This is a genomic window from Mycolicibacter sinensis (assembly GCF_001673565.1).
Lineage (GTDB): Bacteria > Actinomycetota > Actinomycetes > Mycobacteriales > Mycobacteriaceae > Mycobacterium > Mycobacterium sinense_C.
Genome location: NZ_LZMF01000037.1, coordinates 133,606 through 151,585 on the forward strand (window position 1 = coordinate 133,606; position 17,980 = coordinate 151,585).

Genomic DNA, 17,980 nt, shown 5'->3' on the forward strand with positions numbered 1-17,980 from the left:
CCCGTCGGCACTTCGACCGAGCCATGGCGAGCATGGACGGACGGTACGGCTCCCCCGAAGCGCGCACCGAGTTCGTGGCGGCGACCGAAGCCGATCCTTCCATGGCCGACGCCTGGCTGGGCCGCATCGCCTGCGGTGACACCGCTCTCGACACGCTCAAGCGGCTCTACTCCAACAGCGACTGGCTGCACAAGGAGACCACCCGGCTGGGCCGCCACCTGGCCGCCCAGATTCCGTTGGGCCCGTACCTGTCGATCACGGTCACCGACGCCTCGCACGTGGGGCTGGCCCTGGCGTCGGCCCTGACGGTGGCCGGCGAATACGAACGCGCCGACACACTGCTGGCCGATCGAGGTCTGCTGGACAGCTGGATCAACCACCAGTGGCACCAGCTGGCCCGTGCCTATCTGATGTTCGTCACGCAGCGGTGGCCGGATCTGCTGACCGTCGCCGCCGAGGAGCTGCCCGAACGGGCGATCGTCATGCCCGCGGTAACCGCGTCGGTCTGCGCGCTCGCCGCTTACGCGGCAGCGCATCTCGGGCAGGGCCGGGTGGCGTTGGACTGGCTGGATCGCGTCGACATCGCCGGGCAGGCCCGCTCCTCGGAACGGTTCTCCGCCGGCGTCTTGACCGCGTCGATCAACCCCAGTGAGATCCCTTTGCTGGCAGCGGATCTGGCCTACGTCCGTGGGATGGTGCACCGTCAGCTCGGCGAGGAGGACAAGGCCCAGGTCTGGTTGTCCAAGGCCGCCATCAACGGTGTGCTGACCGAACCGGCCAAAGCCGCACTCGCCGAGCCGAATCTGCGCCTGGTGGTCACCGAGGAGCAGATCATCGACAGCCGCGCCGATCGCTGGGATGCCGACTCGGCGAAAAGCCGGGCAGAACTCGACGAAGACAATGCGCTGGACCGCCGCGCCGAGCTGCTGGCGCAGGGCCGCGCCGAGCTGGAGAAGCAGGTCGGGCTGGCCGAGGTGAAACGGGCGGTGAAGGCCCTGGAGGATCAACTCGAAATCCGGGCCATGCGTCTGGAACACGGTCTGCCAGTGGAGGGCCAAACCAACCACATGCTGCTGGTCGGCCCGCCCGGCACCGGTAAGACCACCACCGCCGAGGCGCTGGGCAAGATCTACGCGGGAATGGGCATCGTCCGCAATCCGGAGATCACCGAGGTGCGGCGTTCCGACTTCTGCGGTGAACACATCGGCTCGTCAGGTCCGAAGACCAACGAGTTGATCGAAAAGGCCTTGGGCGGCATCCTTTTCATGGACGAGTTCTATTCTTTGGTGGAACGCCACCAGGACGGGACGCCGGACATGATCGGCATGGAGGCCGTCAACCAGCTGCTGATCGCGCTGGAGAAGCACCGCTTCGACTTCTGCTTCCTGGCCGCCGGCTACGAGGATCAGGTCGACGAGTTCCTTACCGTCAACCCCGGCCTGGCGAGCCGCTTCAACCGCAAGATCCGGTTCGAGTCCTACTCCCCGGAAGAGATCGTCGAGATCGGTGAGCGGTACGGATCCAGCCGGGCCACCGAGCTGAATGCGGAGGCGCGACAGCGGTTCCTGGAGATGGTGACCACGATCCGCGCCTACGTCAGCCCGCGCGGCGAGCACGGCATCAACATCATGCACAACGGCCGATTCGCCCGCAACGTGATCGAGGAAGCCGAACTGGCCCGCGACACCCGGGTGGCGGCCCAGAAGCGCGCCGGCCATCCGGTGACGATCGATGACCTCAAGACGATTACCGCCGTCGACATCGACGCCGCGGTGCGTGCCGTGTGCGACACCAAACGCGAGATGGCCGCGGTCAGCTGGTAACCCACGCTCAGACCGGGCTGCTGCCGTATCTGGCGGCGAAGTCGGACTCGGCCTCTTCACGCAGCGCGGTGAAGACGACATTGAGCCGATCCGCCAGTTCGCTGTAGGTGTAATCGCTCACCACGCAGGGGTGCAGCGTCAATTCCAGCAGTCGGCCGTCGGAGTTCGCGACGGCGCGGACATCTCCGAGATCGACGCTGTAGGTGGTGTTCTCGGCCTCGGCGACCAGGGCTTCCCATTTCTCCGCAGCCTCACGAAGATCCCGCAGGACGGCCTCAACGAGGTCCTTGTCGCTGAGTTCCGCGCGGCTGTCCGGCCCCGACATTGGCTAAGTATGTCGAGCCGGTGTGAGTAGCGTCAATTCATCATCGCGATCAGGTCTGCGGATCCCACTGGCTGGCTGGCGGCGCACTGAGGGTCCGGAACCAGCTGTAGTGGTAGTTCGCCGACACCGCGTCACCCGTCGCAACGCCTTCGGTGGCGGCCAGCAGCATGCAGTTCAGCACCACGGCAGTATCGGTGTCGGGATACTGCGCCAACAGTTGGTAGCGCATGGTGTCCAGATGTACCCGCAGCAAGTCGATTTCGGCGTCGGCCACACCGGTTCCGGCGGACCCGGCCTTCGCCAGCGTGTTGGCCATCCGGGGCAGCCCGTCACGCCAGTGGGTGGCCTCGCTGAGCTGCCAGCCGAGATCGGCGATAGGCGCCAGCTCGCGGGGCTGCACCGAAGCGTCCGTCTCACCGAAGTCACTTGCCCAGCCGAGACGGTCGCCGGGATGGTAGGAGGCCGACTCGGTCGGGGTGCCCAGCATCGCGGTGGCCGTCCCGGACCGCCGGCCCGGCTCCAGCAGCTGCACGCCGGCCGGTAGCTCGATCCCGGACGGGATCCACCCGTCAGCGATATCGGTGACCAGCAGCGTTCTTCCGTCGGCGAAGGTGCCGATGGCCCAGCGCAGCGCGGGTTCCTGACGGGCCACGAAGGCCAGCAGGCGTTGCAAGCGCTGTTCGCTGGACTCGGCGACCGCAGGTTGGGCGGGGGGCGTCGGGGCGGGTTCGGCGGGCGGCGGCGGCACGGGTGGCGGTGCTGACGCCGGGACCGGTGCCGGTTCGGCGACCGAGGGCTGTTCGAGAGCCGATGCCGGTTCGGGGACCGGACGCGGTTCGGGGGCCGGAGGCGGTTCGGGGGCCGGAGTCGGTTCGGGGATCGGTGCCAGCTCGGGGGCCGCGGGAATGACGGCGGTCAGGTCCTCCTGCGCCTCGGCCAGCGGTACAACCGGTTCCGCCGGGAATGCGGTGGTCGGCGATTCCTCCTCGACGCTGTCGATGACCAGCGGACCCGCCCCGAACGGCAGGTCGGGCCGATCCTGATCCACCGCGTCGAACACCTCGCCGACCGCAGGAACCGGCGGTGGCGGCGGGGCCACTTCAACCGGGGCCGGCGGCGGGGCCACTTCGACCGGTGGCGGCGGCGCGGGATTCCGGGGCGGCTCGGCGATGACCGGCTCGGGAAGCCGATGGCGGGCCCTTCCCCTGCGCCGGTTGCCGCTGGCCAGGGAAGGCTCGGGCGGACGGACCTGCTCGGGTTCGGGCGGGCGCGGCGGACTCGGAGGGGCGGGCGGAGTCTGCTCGCGGACCTCGACGGGCACCGGGGCCGCATTCAGACTGACATATTCGGTGCGGATCTCCAGGGCTTCCTTGTGGAGTTGCCGGACCGTCGACTCCACCCGCAGGACCGCGAACGCCCTGGCGACGTTGATGACCCTGGCCTCCGCGGTCTGTCGCGCCTGCCCGGCAAGACCGGATCGGCCGATCGCATGGAGCTTCTCGTTCGCCGAATTCGCGATGCGCCGCAGATCCGCGTTCAGGTAGTCCGCGAGTGGGGCCGTCGCTGGGGTGATCGTCGCCAGTTCTGCCGGCCACAGGCCGCCTAGCACCCAGGCACTACAGTCGACCGGAGCGCTGAAGGCCGGGATCGCGAGTGATTCCCGGGCCGCGTTCCGGAGGCGCTGGCGCGCCGACCGTCGACCGAAGATTGCCACCGCGCAAGCCTACCGTTGCCGTCTTTGGGGCCCCGCCGGAATTTCGCCTCCGCCGAACCCGCCGCGCCACAGCCTCAGCCGGTCATCCACACCCGCTGCGCGCCGTGAATTGTCAGCCCCACAGCAGGTCGGTAGCGTGCAAACCATGGCCGACGTCGGGTCCCCCGCAACCGGGTGTGCAGCACAGCTGAACGAAGTGCTCGCCCTACTGGCCCGTGCTCGAAACCTGTTCGGCGACATGTTGGTTGATCCTCCCGCTGACTTCACACCCCGGGCCGACGCCGCCGGGCGCTGGGTGGTTTAACGCCTGACGCCGTCACCGGACTGGTGGCCGGCGTGCAGCTGGTGGCTCAGCAGGCGCTCGGTGGCCACTCGGAGGTCTTCGTGGGTCGGCACCGCCGCCGAGGGAACGTGGCCGGTGCTGACGATCTCGCCGCGGATCTCCAACGCGGCCTTGAGAAACGACACGTCCGCCGCCAAGACGACCGCCTCCGCCAGCCGTTGCGCGTCGGCTGACATGGCCGCCTCGCTCAGCACCACACTGTGCAAATAGCCGCCGCGACAGGACCGGAACATCACGTCACCGCTGGGATGGGTGGTGTCGAACGCCGGATTCGGTTCAGTCATCAGCGCCCATCGGGGAGGTGCCGGAAGGCTTTGGCCGCGTCGTCTTCATGCTTGTTCCACGTTGCCACGGCCAGGTTCAGATTGTTTGACATCTCCGCATGTTCGCTCGACTGATCGTCGTAGCAGTTCTTGCGGGCGTCGAGCAACGCGCCGGCCGCGCGACGAAAATCGCCGTAGATCGGCCCGAGCGCAGTCAACGTGGTCTGAATTGCCTCGTGGGATGCCGCTGCGGTGGCCAGGTAATCCGACGCCTGCTGGTGGTTTCCGGCAGCGTTGGTCAGAACGTCCTGGTCGACGTGGATCTTCTCTGACATCTGTTACCTCCCTGGCTAGTCGACGATGACCGGTGAAACGCGAATTTTCAAGCTCATGGGACCTCGCAGAAGTCCCGCCGGCCGGGTCGGAGCCGGTTCACCCGTCGGGGCGGACTCCGCGATTCGCAGATGCTGCCAGCCCAGGAATCCGGGACCGCGCAGATTGCCGGCGAGGTGAACCTGTCCGTCGAGCAATGCCTTGCCGTCGCCGACGGCCACCGCATGACGGTCGGTGAAGACGCCGATGTCACCGGGCCGCAGGCTGGCCTGGTCGACCGGCGCCGTCACCGGAATGCCTGGCGGGGGAATGTCAATCCCTTGGCGGCGGAACGCCTCCGCTACCGGCGTCCCATCGGCGGCGGCCTGCATCGCTGCAGCGAGTCGCGGATCGGTGACGGTGGTCGTCGCGCCGTCGGGCAACGTCACGGTGACCAGACTCTTGTCGTCCCCGGTCTCCGGCGGCGCGTCCGCCTCGGCCTTGTCGTCGTCGAAGACGGCGTCTGCCGGAGTCGTCTCCGCTGGTTCTGACTCGTCGCCGGCGGCTGCATCGCCGCCCTCCGGTCCGGGCAGCAGGCCTGCCGATGGAAACCCGGCCGGCATGGCGGCCGGCATCGCACCGAACCCCGGGCCCTCGCCGCCGAGACCGGGGACCATCGGCAGGGCGGGTGCCTCCGGCGGCCGCTGGGGCGACAGCGAATAACTTGCCTCCGGCTCGTCGTCCGGCAGCGGATCGAGGTAGGCCTCCTCACCGTCTGTCGCCGCGAGCGATGGAGACGCCGGATCGTCGGGAGGTTCGGACTGCTTTTCGGCCGGTGCGGCGGTGTCACGATCGGCCGGTGTGGCATACAGAGCGGTCAACGCGGCGGCCAACGCCCGTTTGGAGGTGTCGTCGTCGTTGGCCTCTTCGACCACTCTGACGATCTCGGCGAGTTTGGCGATCAGGAACCGCTGAAACTCGCGCGCCCCCGCAGCGGTGCCCAGATCCCAGCCTTGTGCGGCACCTACGATCTCCGCCTCCAGGTTGTCCAGGCGGCGGCGGCCCTCATCGGTGGTCTTGTGTGCGTGCCGCAGCGCTTCGATGATCTGCCGGTCGAACTCCGCAGTCGACGACAACTGTTGCGCCAGTGCGGCTTCAGCAGACTTCATCGCTTGCGCCGCACGACCTTGCTGCTCCTCGCCCGGGCTCGGCTGAACTGATCGCGGCCCGTTCAGGATGCGGTCGTAACCCGCTTCCGGCAGGGGCAGGGACGTCATGCCCTCAGCCCAACGCCGGTGCGCTGTAACGCTGTTCAGGCGCTGACCACTTCATGGCCGGTGACTGTACCGATGTCCTGACCGGCCGACAATTCACTCGCCGACCAGCTGTGAACAGGCCGATCACGGTACCGGGCGCCGGATAGCCACCTGGGCGCCCAGCGGGCTGATCTGGACGGTGGCCCCGGCGTGCGGGGCTTCGACCACCATGTTGCCGCCGATCGCAAGCTGGACGTGGCCGGCGCTGGGGAATACCAGGTCGCCGGGACGAATTTGGGAACGCGGCACTGGGATTCCGTCGTGAATCTGGGTGTAGGTGGTGCGCGAAAGCCGCACTCCGGCCTGGTGATAGGCCCACTGAGTCAGCCCCGAGCAGTCGAATCGGTCCGGGCCGGTGGCGCCCCAGACGTAGGGCTTCCCGAGCCTGGACAGCGCCGCACGAACCGCCAGTCCGGCGCGAGTATTGGGTAGCCGCAGCCGATCCAAGCTCGGCGCCCGGCGCCGGGACCGGTAGCGGAGTCGTCGCAACCCCGCTCGATGTATCTGGGCACGGTGCCGGGCCGCCAGCACGTGGGTCCGCTGGGCTCGCAACCGAGCCGCTCGCCGGCGCATCGCCTCCCGCTGTGCCAGCGGGGTGTCATGCACGACGGCAGCGTCGGCGCGGGCCGCCGCGACGACGCCCTTGGTCTGCTGGCCGGCCCGGGCATGCTCGGCGACCGCGGCGGCAAGCACAGCCGTTGCGGCGGCATCAGTGTGGGCGTTCGCCAGCAACCGATCCCGCTGAGCGAGCACCGCCTGCCGGTAACGATCGTGGCCCGGTGCGGTACCCGGATGCGTGGTCCGGTCGAGCAGGTCGACGTAACGATCGAGCCCGGCATCCAAGGACACGGGCTGCGGTCGGGCCGCGAACAACCGGTAGGCGCGGGTCAGCACCTCCACCTCACCGTCGGTCATCGTTGCCTCCCTCCATCGGCAGCCACTGAACTCGCTGAGGCCGCGTCCGAGGCCCCGTCGGCGAACGCGCGCACCCGGGCCAGCGCCCCCGCCGGGATCACTCCCCTGTTGCGGATGTCCCACATCTCCTCGACGCTGACACCGAGCAATGCGGCGATCACCGGCTCGGGCAATGACGACCGCGCGCACGCATCGTCGAACCGAGCGGTCAAGCTGGCGGGCATGCGCTGCAGCAGGTCGGCCCGAGTGGCCTCCAGCGCCTGCAGGTGGGCCATCAGCCGGGCGGCGTGGTCCCCGCCCGCGTTGACTGCGACCCGCCAGGAGCTGGCCGCTAACATCTCCGCCTTCACGCACTGCGTGATCACGGAAAGAATATACGTCTCGTATTCGTCTGACGCTTCCGACGGCAATCTCGCGATCACCGAACGCAACGCATCGAGCTGCGCCTCGGCGTAGCCCTCGAGCACTTCGGCGTCGCTGTGGCGGTCGACGACGACGGCGCCGGCGGGCGGCGCCGGCGATACTCCCGGGCCGCTCGCGGGCATCAGCTGAGCCAGTTCGGCGTCGGCATCGTCGGCTACCAGGAGCCGAGAATAAGTACCCGGCGGCAGACCGAGGCCGTTTTCAACCTTCTGAACTGTGCCTTTGTGGGGTTTGCGGGCGCCGCGCTCCAGGTAGCTCAAGCCCATGATGCTGACGCCGGTGGCCGCGGCGAGGTCGGCCAGCGACCAGTCCCGTGCCTCGCGCAGCGCCCGAATGGCCGCGCCCGCTGACTCGCGGCTCACCGTCGCGCCCCGACCATGTCCGGATACTACACAGGCTGGCCGCTCGCTACTTACATATATGTTTTTATCCCCTTTCTGTTGCGATTCTCGGCCCGGTTCGTATACGTTTCCATCTACGTTATCCGATCGGTTCTCACCCAGGAGGTCCTCCCGATGCCACTCCCCTGCTCCGTGAACCCAGAACTGTGGTTCGGCTACCCCGACGCCGACGGGGCCGACGGGGCCGCCAAGGCCCGCGCCTATGAACAGTCCTCGACCGAGGCGCGGCTGCTGTGCCTGCGCCGCTGCCCGCTGGCCCAGCAGCGCCGGTGCGCCGCCCTCGCCGTCGAACGCAGCGAGGAGTACGGGGTGTGGGCGGGCGTGAAACTCCCCGGTGGCCAGTATCGCAAGCGCGCGGAACTCGCCCGCGCCCACGCGGTCCTACGGGCCATCGCCGCCGGTGAGATCAACACCCGCGAGCTGCCCGAGAACCAGGCGTTGCTGGCCAACCACGAACGAGAGCAGCTGCCGGTGGCAGCCGCGGTGTTTCACCTGCCCTCCGGCCGGATCGGCTCCCCGTCCGCGGCATGACCGGTAGTGTCACCGGCGCGGCTTGGTACCCGGCGCGGAGGTGGGCGGTTGAGCAACCTGGAGATTCGTTCGCCCGAATTCGCCTGTGCCGCAGGGCCTGCCGATGGCATTGAGGTGCTGCACCCGCGGGAGGTGCCCCTGGGCGGGCCGCGGGCCATGCGGGTGCGCCGCACATTGCCGCGGCGGGAACGCTCGCTGATCGGCGCTTGGTGTTTCATCGACCACTACGGGCCGCAGGACCTCGGCCGCGACGGCGGCATGGATGTGCCGCCGCACCCGCACACCGGTCTGCAGACGGCGACCTGGCTGTTCAGCGGACTGGTCGAACACCGCGATAGCGCCGGCGTGCACGCCCTGGTACGGCCCGGCGAACTGAACCTGATGACCGCGGGCGCGGGCATCTGCCACTCCGAGGTCTCCGTCGATTCCGAGACGGCGCCGATCCTGCGCGGCGTGCAGCTGTGGGTGGCGCTACCGGACTCCGCGCGTCATACCGCGCGCGCCTTCAACCACTTCGCCCCGGAACCGGTTTCGCTGCCCGGCGGCACAGCGCTGGTGTTCCTCGGCGAGCTGGCCGGGCACCGCTCCCCCGTCCCGTCCTTCACTCCCCTGCTCGGCGCCCAAGTCGATCTGGATCCCCGCAGCGAACTCGCGCTTGACGTCGATGCGGCCTTCGAGCACGGCGTGCTGTGTGACCGCGGCGCCGTGGTTCTGGGCGGGGCCGCTCTGGGCGTCGGCGAAGTGGCCTATCAGGGCCCGGGCCGCACCGTGCTGCCACTGCGCAACGCCGGCGACTCCCCCGCCCGGGTGCTGGTGCTGGGCGGAGTTCCGTTCGGCGAGGAACTGGTGCTGTGGTGGAACTTCATCGGCCGCAGCCACGAGGAAATCGTCGAGTATCGACGGCAGTGGCAGGACAACGACGAGCGCTTCGGCGCGGTCGTCGGCTACCAAGGCCGGCTGGACCGGCTGCCGGCACCGCCCCTGCCCCCGGTGCGGCTGCGGCCGCGGCGGGCAGGCGGCGGCTAGCGAGGCTCGTGGAAGGAGAGGCGAAGCTGGACCGCCGAATCAACCCGGCGGCTAGAGCGGCCTGAGGAAGACCGTTTGGTCAGCCACATCCTCGCCCTGGACACCGGCGACAGCTACGGGGCTAATCGCTACGGCGTGAGCAGCACTTTCACCACATCGCCAGATCGGGCGGCGACAGCCCGGTAGGCGTCGGCCGCGGCATCCAGCGGCATCTCGGTGGTGAAGATCCCGTCGACCGACAGCCGGCCGGACTGCAGCAGCGGAATCAGTTGCGGCCAGGTCTGCTGCACCGGGGCGGTGGTCATCCGCAACGTGATGCTGCGCACCAGCGCCGGCAACGCCGGGAACGGAAACGGCTGCAGGTCATGCACTCCCACCACCGACACCGTTCCCCCGGCCCGGACCGCGGTGAGTGCATCCGACATCGTCACATCGGAACCGACGGCATCGATGACCGCGTCCACGCCGAGCCCACCGGTCAGCTCCATCGCCGCGGTCGTTGCCGACGGCTCCGCAGGGGTGATCCCCATGGCCACCACCCGCTCGCGGCGCCGCGCCACCGGGTCGATGCCGAGAACCGTTGCCGCGCCGAGGAATAGCGCGCTTCGCGCCGCGCACAGCCCGACCGCCCCCAGCCCGATCACGGCCACGGTCCCGCCGACCGGAATGTCGGCGCGCAACGCTGCCGCCCACCCGGTGGCGAGGTTGTCGGTCAGCAGCAGGGCTTCCTCGTCGCACAGCCCGTCGGGGATGCGGGCGAGCTGAAAGTCCGCCCCCGGCACGGCAAGTAGCTCCGATTGCGCCCCGCCCAGGGCGCCCGATCCGAAGATCAGCGGGCCGGAGTGGCAGCGGATCGGGTCGCGGGTGGCACACCCGCCGCAGTGCCCGCAGCCGGCCACCGACGACACCATCACCCGGTCGCCGACGCGCACCGAAGCCACCTCGGGGCCGGTCTCGACGACGGTGCCGATCGCTTCGTGGCCCAGCGGCACCGGGTCGACGATGGGAAAGTCGGCCTCGTAGAAGTGCAGATCCGAGCCGCAGATCGCGGTCGCTGTCACCGCGACCACGGCTCCGTCGGCGCCGGGCAGCACCGCGTCGGGGCGGGTGTCGATCCGGATCGATCCGGGTGCGTCGATTACCACACTGCGCATACGTTCATCCTTCAGTTAGCGCTTGCACTTTGCCGAGCACGTCGGGGTAGCGCTTGAGGTGGGCGCCGCCGTTGATGTCGAAGGCGGACCCGGTGATCCACGCCGCACGCGGTGAGGTCAAGAACTCCACGGCGTCGGCGATGTCGTCGGGGACGCCGGCCCGCCCGAGCGGGGTGTTCTCGAGGTATTCGTCGGTCAGGCCGGGCACCATCGCCAGCCCGGCGACCAGGGGAGTGTCGACCAGGCCGGGGGAGACCGCGTTCACCCGGATGCCGCGGGCGGCCAATTCCAGGGCGGCCACTTCGACCAGCATGTTGACCCCGGCCTTGGCGCTGCAGTAGGCGGCCATCGCGGTCCCGGGCTGCCGGCCGTTCAACGAGGAGATCGCGACGATGCTGCCGCCGTCTTGCAGGCCCCGGGCCGCGTGCTTGATCACCAGCATGGTGCCGGTCAGGCAGACGTCGATGGTGGCCTGCCAGCCGGCCAGCTCGATGTCGGGGATGGCGCCGATGACCGACATTCCCGCGCAGCTGACCACGGTGCGCAGCGGTCCGGCCGCGCCGGCGGCCGCGAAGGCCGCGGCGACGCTGTCTTCGTCGGTCACGTCGGCGGCCACGGCGCTGGCCGAGTCGCCGAATTCAGCCGCCCGTTGTTGTGCTGCTTCGGCATTGAGGTCGGCGATCACCACGTGATCGCCGCGCGCGGCCAGGGCGTGCGCGGTGGCCAGGCCGATGCCGGAGGCACCGCCCACGATCAGGGCGACCGGTTGGGTCATCGCCTGCCTCCTGCCGTCGTGCCGTAGGCGCGTTGCCGATCCGGGCGTACCCATAAGCTGTCCGCGCCGACCTCGGTGCCCTCGGCCACCAGTACGCGTTTGAGGATCTTGTTGGTCGCCGTGGCGGGCAGTGCCGCGGCTACCCGGACATAGCGGGGCCAGGCTTTGGGTGACAGATCCTCTTGGGCAGCAAGAAAATCGGAGAATTCGGTGTCGGTCAGCTCCGCGCCGTCGCGCAGCACCAGCGCGGCCATCACCTGATCGCCGACATTCCCGTCGGGCACCGCGTATACCGCGGCCTGGTTGATCTCCGGGTGCCGCATCAGGATGCGTTCGATCGGCGCAGCGGCGAGATTTTCACCGTCGACCCGCATCCAGTCGGCGGTGCGGCCGGCCAGATAGATCCAGCCGTCGGCGTCGGCGTAGGCCAGGTCGCCCGACCAGTACATGCCGCCGCGCATCCGCTCGGAGGTCGCCTGTTCGTTGTTGTAGTAGCCCGAGAAGAAGCCGGCGCCAGTGGTGTTGACCAGTTCTCCGATCGCCTCGTCGGGGTTGGCCAGCCTCCCGTGCTCGTCGAAGACCGCGGGCGGGCACTCGGCGACCGGATCGCTGCGGTAGATCGCCACGCCGGGAAATCCCCGGCCCACCGAACCGGGCGGGGTGCCCTCGTCGCGGGTGATGGTGACGGCGTTCTCGGTCGAGCCGAACGCGTCGACCACCTGGACGCCGAACCGCCGGGCGAATTCGCCGATGTCGCGCTCGGAGGCTTCGTTGCCGAAGGCGACCCGCAGCGGGTTGTCGGCGTCGTCGGGTTGTTCGGGGTGGGCCAACACGTAGGCGAGCGGCTTACCGACATAATTCATGTAAGTGGCGCCGTAGCAACGAATATCGGCCAGAAAGCGGGAGGCGGAGAACCTCGCCGGCGCCATCGCCGCGCCGGCGGCCACCGCGGGCCCGAAGCCGGCGGCGATCGCGTTGGAGTGAAACAGCGGCATGGACAGGTAGGCGACGTCATCGGGTCCGAGTCCGAACCGTTCGGTCAAAGCCTGCCCGGCGACCAGCACCATCAGGTGGTTGACCAGGACCGCTTTCGGGTCGCCGCTGGTACCAGAGGTGAAGATCAACATGAACGGATCCGCTGCCTGGACCCGCCGGTGCGGGGTCAGTTCGCCGGCGCCGTCGCAAATCTGTCGCCAGCCCGGGTCGTCGACATCGATGACGACGACACCGGTCAGGTCCAAGCCGTGCAGCAGGGCCCGGTGATCGGCGTCGACCAGCAGGACCTGCACGTCGGCGGTGCGCAGGTCGGCGGCCAGCGCCGATCCGCGACGGGTGTCGTTGACCCCGCAGAGCACATAGCCGCCGAGCGCGGCGCCGGCCACCGCGGTGAGCATCGCCGGGGTATTGCCCAACAGCGCACCGACGTGCATCGGCCGGGCGGTCTCGGCGCGGGCGAGCACCGCGGCGGCATGCCGGGACGCGCGGGCGACGTACTCGCGCCAGGTCCAACGGATCTGGCCGCCGCGGGCGTCGTTGTAAAGCACCGCCGGCCCGTCGGCATCCGCGCGTTCGGCAAGCAATTCCTGCATCGTCTCGGCCATGGCGCCCTCCTAACCCGTGACGCTAGCGGTCGGTGCCCCCAGATGCCTGACCAAGAACGCGATCTGGTGGTCGACGACGTGGTCGAACCAGGCGCCGCCGGCGAAGACGTCGAAGTGATCGCACGGATAGTGGCGGACTTCGGCGCGCGCGGCGAACGCCGCCTTCGCCGCGGCCTGCGGGGGAGCGCCGCGGTCGAAGTCGGCGATCTGCACCAGCATCGGGCAGCGAATCGACTTGGCGTGCTTGGCGGCCGGGCGGTAGCCGCCCAACTGCATGCCGACTCCGGCGTCGACCTCGTTGCGCCAGGTAGGCCCGGCCATCGCGAGGTAGGCCTCGTAGTAGCCGTCGGCCGTCAGAGTGGCCAGCTCGCCGGGCCGGCCCACCAGGGGGATCGTCGCGGGCCCGCGGCCCGCCCGCTGAGCCAGCGCGCTGCGCCACCCGGTCACCGTCGAACGCAGCATGGTCGACGGCCGGTGCTGCGGCAGCGCCGCGACGGCGGCAGCCGGGCCGCTGACCAGCGGGGTGAGCGCGACGGCGGCCGCGACACCGGGCGTGGTGGCCGCCACCTCGAAGACATGGCCGCCGGCCAGCGAGACGCCCCACACCACCAGCCGCCGCGCGTCGACGCCCGGCTGCGCCGCCGCCGCGGTGCAGGCGGCACGGAAGTCGGCGATCTGTTCCCTGATCGAAATCCGTTGCCGCGGTAGGCCCTCGGAGGCCCCGAAATAGCGGTAGTCGAAGGCGAACGCGGCGAAGCCGGCGGCGCTCAACCGTTCGGCGAACGGGACCAATCCGGAGTCGACGGTGCCGCCGAAGCCGTGTCCGAGCACCACCACCGGTGCGCCGGCGGAATCGCCGGTGCCGCCGGCCGCCGGGAAGAATTGGGCGACACAGGTGGTGCCGTCGCTGTCGAACCGGACCGTGCTCACGCGGATGCCCCCGTCCGGTGCACTCCGGCCCAGCCCGGCGCGCCGAGTTCGGCGGCCCGCTTTGCCCCGCGCGGGATCTCGGCGGTGCGGATGTCGTGTTCGTAGAGGAAGTAGTCGAGTTGCTGAGTGTGCCGCGGCCGATCCAGCATGTGGCCGGTGTACTTGCGCATGTCGGCGTCGATCACCCGGTGCATCTCGGTGACCGACGGCAGCCGGTAGCGGCCGGCGGCGTAGGCGCCGATCAGGCGGGCCTGGGCCTCCACGAACGGGAACAGGGTCGGGGTGGCTTGGGCGAATCCGGCGAACACCAGGTCGTCGATGCCGGGGTAGAACATCCGCTTGTACAGGTCGATCCGGTTGTCCGGTGCGCTGATGAACTCCGGGTCGAAGAACGGGAAGGTGATGTTGTAGCCGGTGGCGTAGATGATGACGTCGAATTCACCGCTGGTGCCGTCGGTGAAATGCACAGTGTCGCCATCTAACCGGCTGATGTCGGGCTTGGCGATGACGTCGCCGGACCCCAGCCGCAACGGCAGCTCCACCGATTGGGTGGGATGCGCCTCGAAGAACTTGTGGTTGGGCGTCGGCAGTCCGACGTCCTCGGGCTGGCCGGCGATGAACGGCTGGGCCCACTGGGCGAACTTGCGCTGCCAGGAGTACGGCAGATAGGGGCTGGTGCGGTAGTACTTGTCGGCGGGTTTGCCGGCCAAATACTTCGGCACGATCCAGGCGCCGGAGCGCGTCGACAGGGTCAGCTCGTTGTCCAGCGCCCTCTGCGACAGTTCGACGGCGATGTCGGCGGCGCTGTTGCCCAAGCCGACGACCAGGATGCGCTTGCCGGTGAACTCCAGCGGCGTCTTGGGGTCGATGTAGTGGTGCGCATGCAGGGTGTCGCCGGTGAACTGGCCGGGGAAGTCCGGCAGGCGCGGATCCCAGTGGTGGCCGTTGGCGACCACCAGCAGATCGAAGCGGCGCCGCTGACCGCCGGCCAGTTCCAGCTCCCAGCCGCCGCCGGGCAGCCGCTGGGCGTGGGCGACCTCGGTGTTGAACTCGATGTTGCGTTTGAGCTCGAAGGCCTGCGCGTAGGACTCCAGGTACTCCTTGACCAGCGTGTGGTGCAGGAAGTCCGGGTAGTGGGCCGGCATCGGGAAGTCCTTGAAGGACAGCTGGTGCTTGGAGGTGTCGATGTGCAGCGAGCGGTAGGCGCTGGAATGGCCGTTCGGATTGCCGAAGGCCCAGTTGCCGCCGATCCGGTCCGAGGATTCGAAACAGGTGTAGTCGATTGCGTAGTCGGACAACATCTTTCCGGCGGTCAGGCCGCTGATGCCGGCCCCGATGATCGCGGTGCGCGGTGCGGACAAGGGGGAACCTCCGGCATCGGGGGAGTAGACAGGCTCAGCACAAGTGTCTATGCGATGAGTGGCAATAGTACACAGATCCACGAATCTGTCTACTGGCTTGTTAGGCTTGCCGGCCAGGAGGTGGACCCGTGAACGCAAACCCGGCGTCGTCGACGACCGTTCGGCTGCTGGATGCGACCGAGCAGTTGTTGGCCGACAAGGGGATCCGGGCCACCACGATGATCGATGTCGCCGAGCGCGCCGGGGTGTCGCGCGCCTGGCTGTACCGGAAATTCCCGGACAAGCCCGCGCTCGTCGGCGCCGCGATCATCCGCCTGGTCGAGACCAGTTGGGCTCGGTCCCGCGCCGAACTGTCCACCCTGCGCAGCTTCGAGGAGCAGCTGGTGGCCGGCATGCAGATCGGGCGCCGCGCCTACGACGATCCGGGCACCCTGCTGATGCGGCTGCGCACCGCCGAACCGGAGGAGTTCGCGGCGTGCGCCGGTGCCGGGGTGAGCGGGCTGGTGCCGGATCTCGCCGGGTTCTGGTACCCGTTCCTGGAGGCTGCCGCCGCCAGCGGCGACATCCATCCCGACACCGACTTGCCGGAGGCCAGCGAGTGGGTGGCACGGGTGATGATCACCCTGGGCAGCGTCCCGGGCAATCACATCGATCCCGACGACCCGGCGGCGGTGCGGCGGCATCTGCGCCGGTATGTGCTGCCGGGGCTGCGGCAGCCGCCGGGGGGAGCTGAGTAGCGCCGAGCACCTGGGTGCAGCAAGTCGGTGCACCCAGCCCCAGCAAACAGAAAACCCCGGCCGAAAAAGGCCGGGGTGCTGCCGAACAACAATTGTGGGCGAAGGGGGACTTGAACCCCCACGTCCCGAAGGACACTGGCACCTGAAGCCAGCGCGTCTGCCATTCCGCCACTCGCCCGAGCGACCGGGGGAGCCTATCACGGCTCCTGGAGGGCACTTCCGACCCGGTTCGGAACCCGGGGACCACCGTAGCGCAGCGCGCCGTGACCCCTTCGTGACCTGGTCTTATCCGATTCTCCGCCGTACAAGGGTGCCGCGGCGGCACACCGGGTCGATACCATGTCCAGGGCGGATGCAGCGCAGCGACACGCCGCGGCGACGCGTCCCCGGCACGACGAATTGACGGCGGCGAGTGAGGCGGCAGGGGATGGACAGCCAGCGCGGGCTGGTTCAGCGCATCGAGCGCCGGCTCGAATCCGCCGTGGAGGATGCGATGGCCAGGGTCTTCGGCGGGGAGGTCGTCCCCGAGGAGGTCGAGGCCGCGTTGCGCCGGGAGGCCGCCGCGGGGGTGCGGGCGTTGGCGGGAAATCAACTTTTGGCAGCCAACGAATACGTCATTACCCTCGGTGTGGACGACTACGACAATGTGGGCGCCGACCAGGATTTGACGTCGAAGGCCTTCGCCCGGCATTTAGCGGGGTATATCGGCGAACAGGGGTGGCAAACGTATGGTGATGTGGTTGTCCGGTTCGAGCAGTCACCGAGTCTGCGTACCGGTCAGGTCCGCACGCGGGGAGCTGTCAATCCGGACGCCCGCCCCCACCACACGGTCAGTGAATCCCGCCCGCCAGAATCAGATCATGCGTTTACCGCAGAATCAGGAGTGCCACCGATGACCGATAACCCGAGCTACCGCGGCGCCCACGGGCAACAGGACCGTCCCGGCGACGACTATTACGACCCGCGTTACGGCCGCCCGGCCGACGACGCTCGGGGCGGTCAGGACCCTCGTGGCCACTACGCCCCGGAACCCGAGCCTTACCAGCAGGACCAGCGCGGCGGCGGCTACCCCGAGGGCCCGGGCGGCCAGGGCGGTTATGCCCCGCCACGTCGGCCCGAGCAGGGCGGCTACCCCGAACAAGGCGGTCACCCCGAGCACGGCGGCTACCCCGAGCACGGCGGCTACCCCGAGCAGGGCGGCTACCCCGAGCAGGGCGGTTATCCCGGCGGCCAGGGCGGCTACCCGCAGTCCTACGAGCAGCGCCCGCCGAGCGGGTATGGCGCGCCCTCCGGTTATGAGCAGGGCTACCCGCAGCACCAGCCTCCGCCGGCACCGGCGTACCCGGGCGGCGGCGGCCAGCCCGGTTACGGCGACTACGAGCGCCCCCCGGCCCGCCACGACGACTACTCCCAGCATGGCGCCTACCCCGAGGCCCAGCCCGAGCAGCGCCCCTCCTACCCGGACCAGGGCGGCGGCTATGACCAGGGTGCGCCGTCCTACGGCCGGCAGGACTACGCACAGCCGGACTACGGCCAGCCCGACTACGGCCAGCCCGACTACCGCTACGGCGAATCGCAGGGCGCCCCGGCCGGCTATGACTACGGCCAGCAGGGCGGCTACGGCGACGCCCAGGGTGGCCCAGGCGGATATGACTACGGCCAGCCGCCGGCCGCCGGCGGCTATGACGCTCCGGGCGGCGGCTACGGCCAGCGCGCCTACTCGGCTCCGGCCTCGGTCACCTTGCAGCTCGACGACGGCAGCGGACGGACCTACCAGCTGCACGAGGGCACCAACGTGGTGGGTCGCGGCCAGGACGCCCAGTTCCGGCTGCCGGACACCGGGGTGTCGCGACGTCACCTCGAGATTCGCTGGGACGGCCGGGTGGCTCTACTGTCCGACCTGAACTCCACCAACGGCACCACGGTCAACAACGCGCCCGTCCAGGAATGGCAGCTGGCCGACGGCGACGTGATCCGGCTCGGGCACTCCGAGATCATCGTCCGGGTTCACTAGGAGGAACGGAGCCCAC

Annotated in this window: 17 protein-coding genes and 1 tRNA gene; 5 read left to right on the forward strand and 13 right to left on the reverse strand. The window is 69.3% G+C overall.

Annotated elements, in window-relative coordinates:
• Window positions 1–23: 23 nt before the first annotated feature.
• A complete protein-coding gene (gene eccA / locus A5648_RS06685) occupies window positions 24–1,823 on the forward strand; it encodes a type VII secretion AAA-ATPase EccA (protein WP_065023776.1) in 1,800 nt (599 codons plus the stop codon).
• Between the two features lie 7 nt (window positions 1,824–1,830).
• On the opposite strand, the gene A5648_RS06690 is transcribed toward eccA, so the two are convergent.
• The 7 genes from A5648_RS06690 to A5648_RS06720 form a co-directional block, all read right to left on the reverse strand.
• Window positions 1,831–2,148 (reverse strand): DUF2710 family protein, encoded by a 318-nt coding sequence (locus tag A5648_RS06690; RefSeq protein ID WP_065023777.1) that lies wholly within the window; start codon window positions 2,146–2,148, stop codon window positions 1,831–1,833.
• A 49-nt stretch (window positions 2,149–2,197) separates the two neighbouring features.
• Window positions 2,198–3,757 carry a DUF5631 domain-containing protein gene (locus A5648_RS06695; protein ID WP_234787312.1) on the reverse strand — a complete coding sequence of 520 codons (1,560 nt, stop codon included), beginning with the start codon at window positions 3,755–3,757 and terminating at the stop codon, window positions 2,198–2,200.
• A 405-nt stretch (window positions 3,758–4,162) separates the two neighbouring features.
• The gene (locus tag A5648_RS06700) at window positions 4,163–4,489 is read right to left on the reverse strand and encodes a DUF2694 family protein (protein ID WP_065023779.1); all 327 of its coding nucleotides are present in this window, start codon (window positions 4,487–4,489) and stop codon (window positions 4,163–4,165) included.
• Window positions 4,489–4,803: a type VII secretion target gene (locus A5648_RS06705; protein ID WP_065023780.1), complete on the reverse strand. Its 315-nt coding sequence runs from the start codon at window positions 4,801–4,803 to the stop codon at window positions 4,489–4,491. Before A5648_RS06705 ends, A5648_RS06700 begins: the two co-directional genes overlap by 1 nt.
• Window positions 4,804–4,818: 15 nt before the next feature.
• Entirely contained in the window at window positions 4,819–6,057 is a 1,239-nt protein-coding gene (locus A5648_RS06710; RefSeq protein WP_082966345.1) for a DUF4226 domain-containing protein, read from the reverse strand.
• Window positions 6,058–6,180: 123 nt separating this feature from the next.
• Window positions 6,181–7,011, reverse strand: a complete 831-nt coding sequence (locus tag A5648_RS06715) for a C40 family peptidase (RefSeq protein ID WP_065023781.1) — start codon at window positions 7,009–7,011, stop codon at window positions 6,181–6,183.
• On the reverse strand, window positions 7,008–7,796 hold the full coding sequence (locus tag A5648_RS06720) for a helix-turn-helix domain-containing protein (RefSeq protein ID WP_065023782.1): 789 nt from the start codon (window positions 7,794–7,796) through the stop codon (window positions 7,008–7,010). Before A5648_RS06720 ends, A5648_RS06715 begins: the two co-directional genes overlap by 4 nt.
• A gap of 153 nt (window positions 7,797–7,949) precedes the next feature.
• Between A5648_RS06720 and A5648_RS06725 the strand changes: the two genes are divergently transcribed.
• Together A5648_RS06725 and A5648_RS06730 are read left to right on the forward strand one after the other, a co-directional pair.
• Window positions 7,950–8,366, forward strand: a complete 417-nt coding sequence (locus A5648_RS06725) for a WhiB family transcriptional regulator (protein WP_065023783.1) — start codon at window positions 7,950–7,952, stop codon at window positions 8,364–8,366.
• A gap of 48 nt (window positions 8,367–8,414) precedes the next feature.
• Window positions 8,415–9,392, forward strand: coding sequence for a pirin family protein (locus tag A5648_RS06730; RefSeq protein WP_065023784.1), 978 nt, complete (start codon window positions 8,415–8,417; stop codon window positions 9,390–9,392).
• A 128-nt stretch (window positions 9,393–9,520) separates the two neighbouring features.
• Here the strand turns inward: A5648_RS06730 and A5648_RS06735 are convergent, their stop codons facing one another.
• From A5648_RS06735 to A5648_RS06755, 5 genes are read right to left on the reverse strand one after another with little or no spacing between them, the layout of a single operon-like run.
• The gene (locus A5648_RS06735; protein WP_065023785.1) at window positions 9,521–10,546 is read right to left on the reverse strand and encodes a zinc-binding dehydrogenase; all 1,026 of its coding nucleotides are present in this window, start codon (window positions 10,544–10,546) and stop codon (window positions 9,521–9,523) included.
• A gap of 4 nt (window positions 10,547–10,550) precedes the next feature.
• The gene (locus tag A5648_RS06740) at window positions 10,551–11,321 is read right to left on the reverse strand and encodes an SDR family NAD(P)-dependent oxidoreductase (RefSeq protein WP_207511610.1); all 771 of its coding nucleotides are present in this window, start codon (window positions 11,319–11,321) and stop codon (window positions 10,551–10,553) included.
• Complete coding sequence (gene fadD1 / locus A5648_RS06745) at window positions 11,318–12,922, reverse strand: fatty-acid--CoA ligase FadD1 (RefSeq protein ID WP_065023786.1); 1,605 nt, start codon at window positions 12,920–12,922, stop codon at window positions 11,318–11,320. The genes A5648_RS06740 and fadD1 overlap by 4 nt, the downstream gene beginning before the upstream one ends.
• Window positions 12,923–12,931: 9 nt before the next feature.
• On the reverse strand, window positions 12,932–13,858 hold the full coding sequence (locus A5648_RS06750; protein WP_428844314.1) for an alpha/beta hydrolase: 927 nt from the start codon (window positions 13,856–13,858) through the stop codon (window positions 12,932–12,934).
• Window positions 13,849–15,213: a flavin-containing monooxygenase gene (locus tag A5648_RS06755; protein WP_065023788.1), complete on the reverse strand. Its 1,365-nt coding sequence runs from the start codon at window positions 15,211–15,213 to the stop codon at window positions 13,849–13,851. The genes A5648_RS06750 and A5648_RS06755 overlap by 10 nt, the downstream gene beginning before the upstream one ends.
• Window positions 15,214–15,341: 128 nt before the next feature.
• Here A5648_RS06755 and A5648_RS06760 point away from each other — a divergent pair, with 128 nt between their 5' ends.
• A complete protein-coding gene (locus A5648_RS06760; protein ID WP_065023789.1) occupies window positions 15,342–15,950 on the forward strand; it encodes a TetR/AcrR family transcriptional regulator in 609 nt (202 codons plus the stop codon).
• Window positions 15,951–16,045: 95 nt separating this feature from the next.
• Here A5648_RS06760 and A5648_RS06765 read toward each other — a convergent pair.
• Window positions 16,046–16,128, reverse strand: a tRNA-Leu gene (locus A5648_RS06765).
• Window positions 16,129–16,377: 249 nt separating this feature from the next.
• On the opposite strand from A5648_RS06765, the gene A5648_RS06770 reads away from it, so the two are divergent.
• Window positions 16,378–17,964: an FhaA domain-containing protein gene (locus tag A5648_RS06770; RefSeq protein WP_065023790.1), complete on the forward strand. Its 1,587-nt coding sequence runs from the start codon at window positions 16,378–16,380 to the stop codon at window positions 17,962–17,964.
• The last annotated feature ends 16 nt before the right edge of the window (window positions 17,965–17,980 follow it).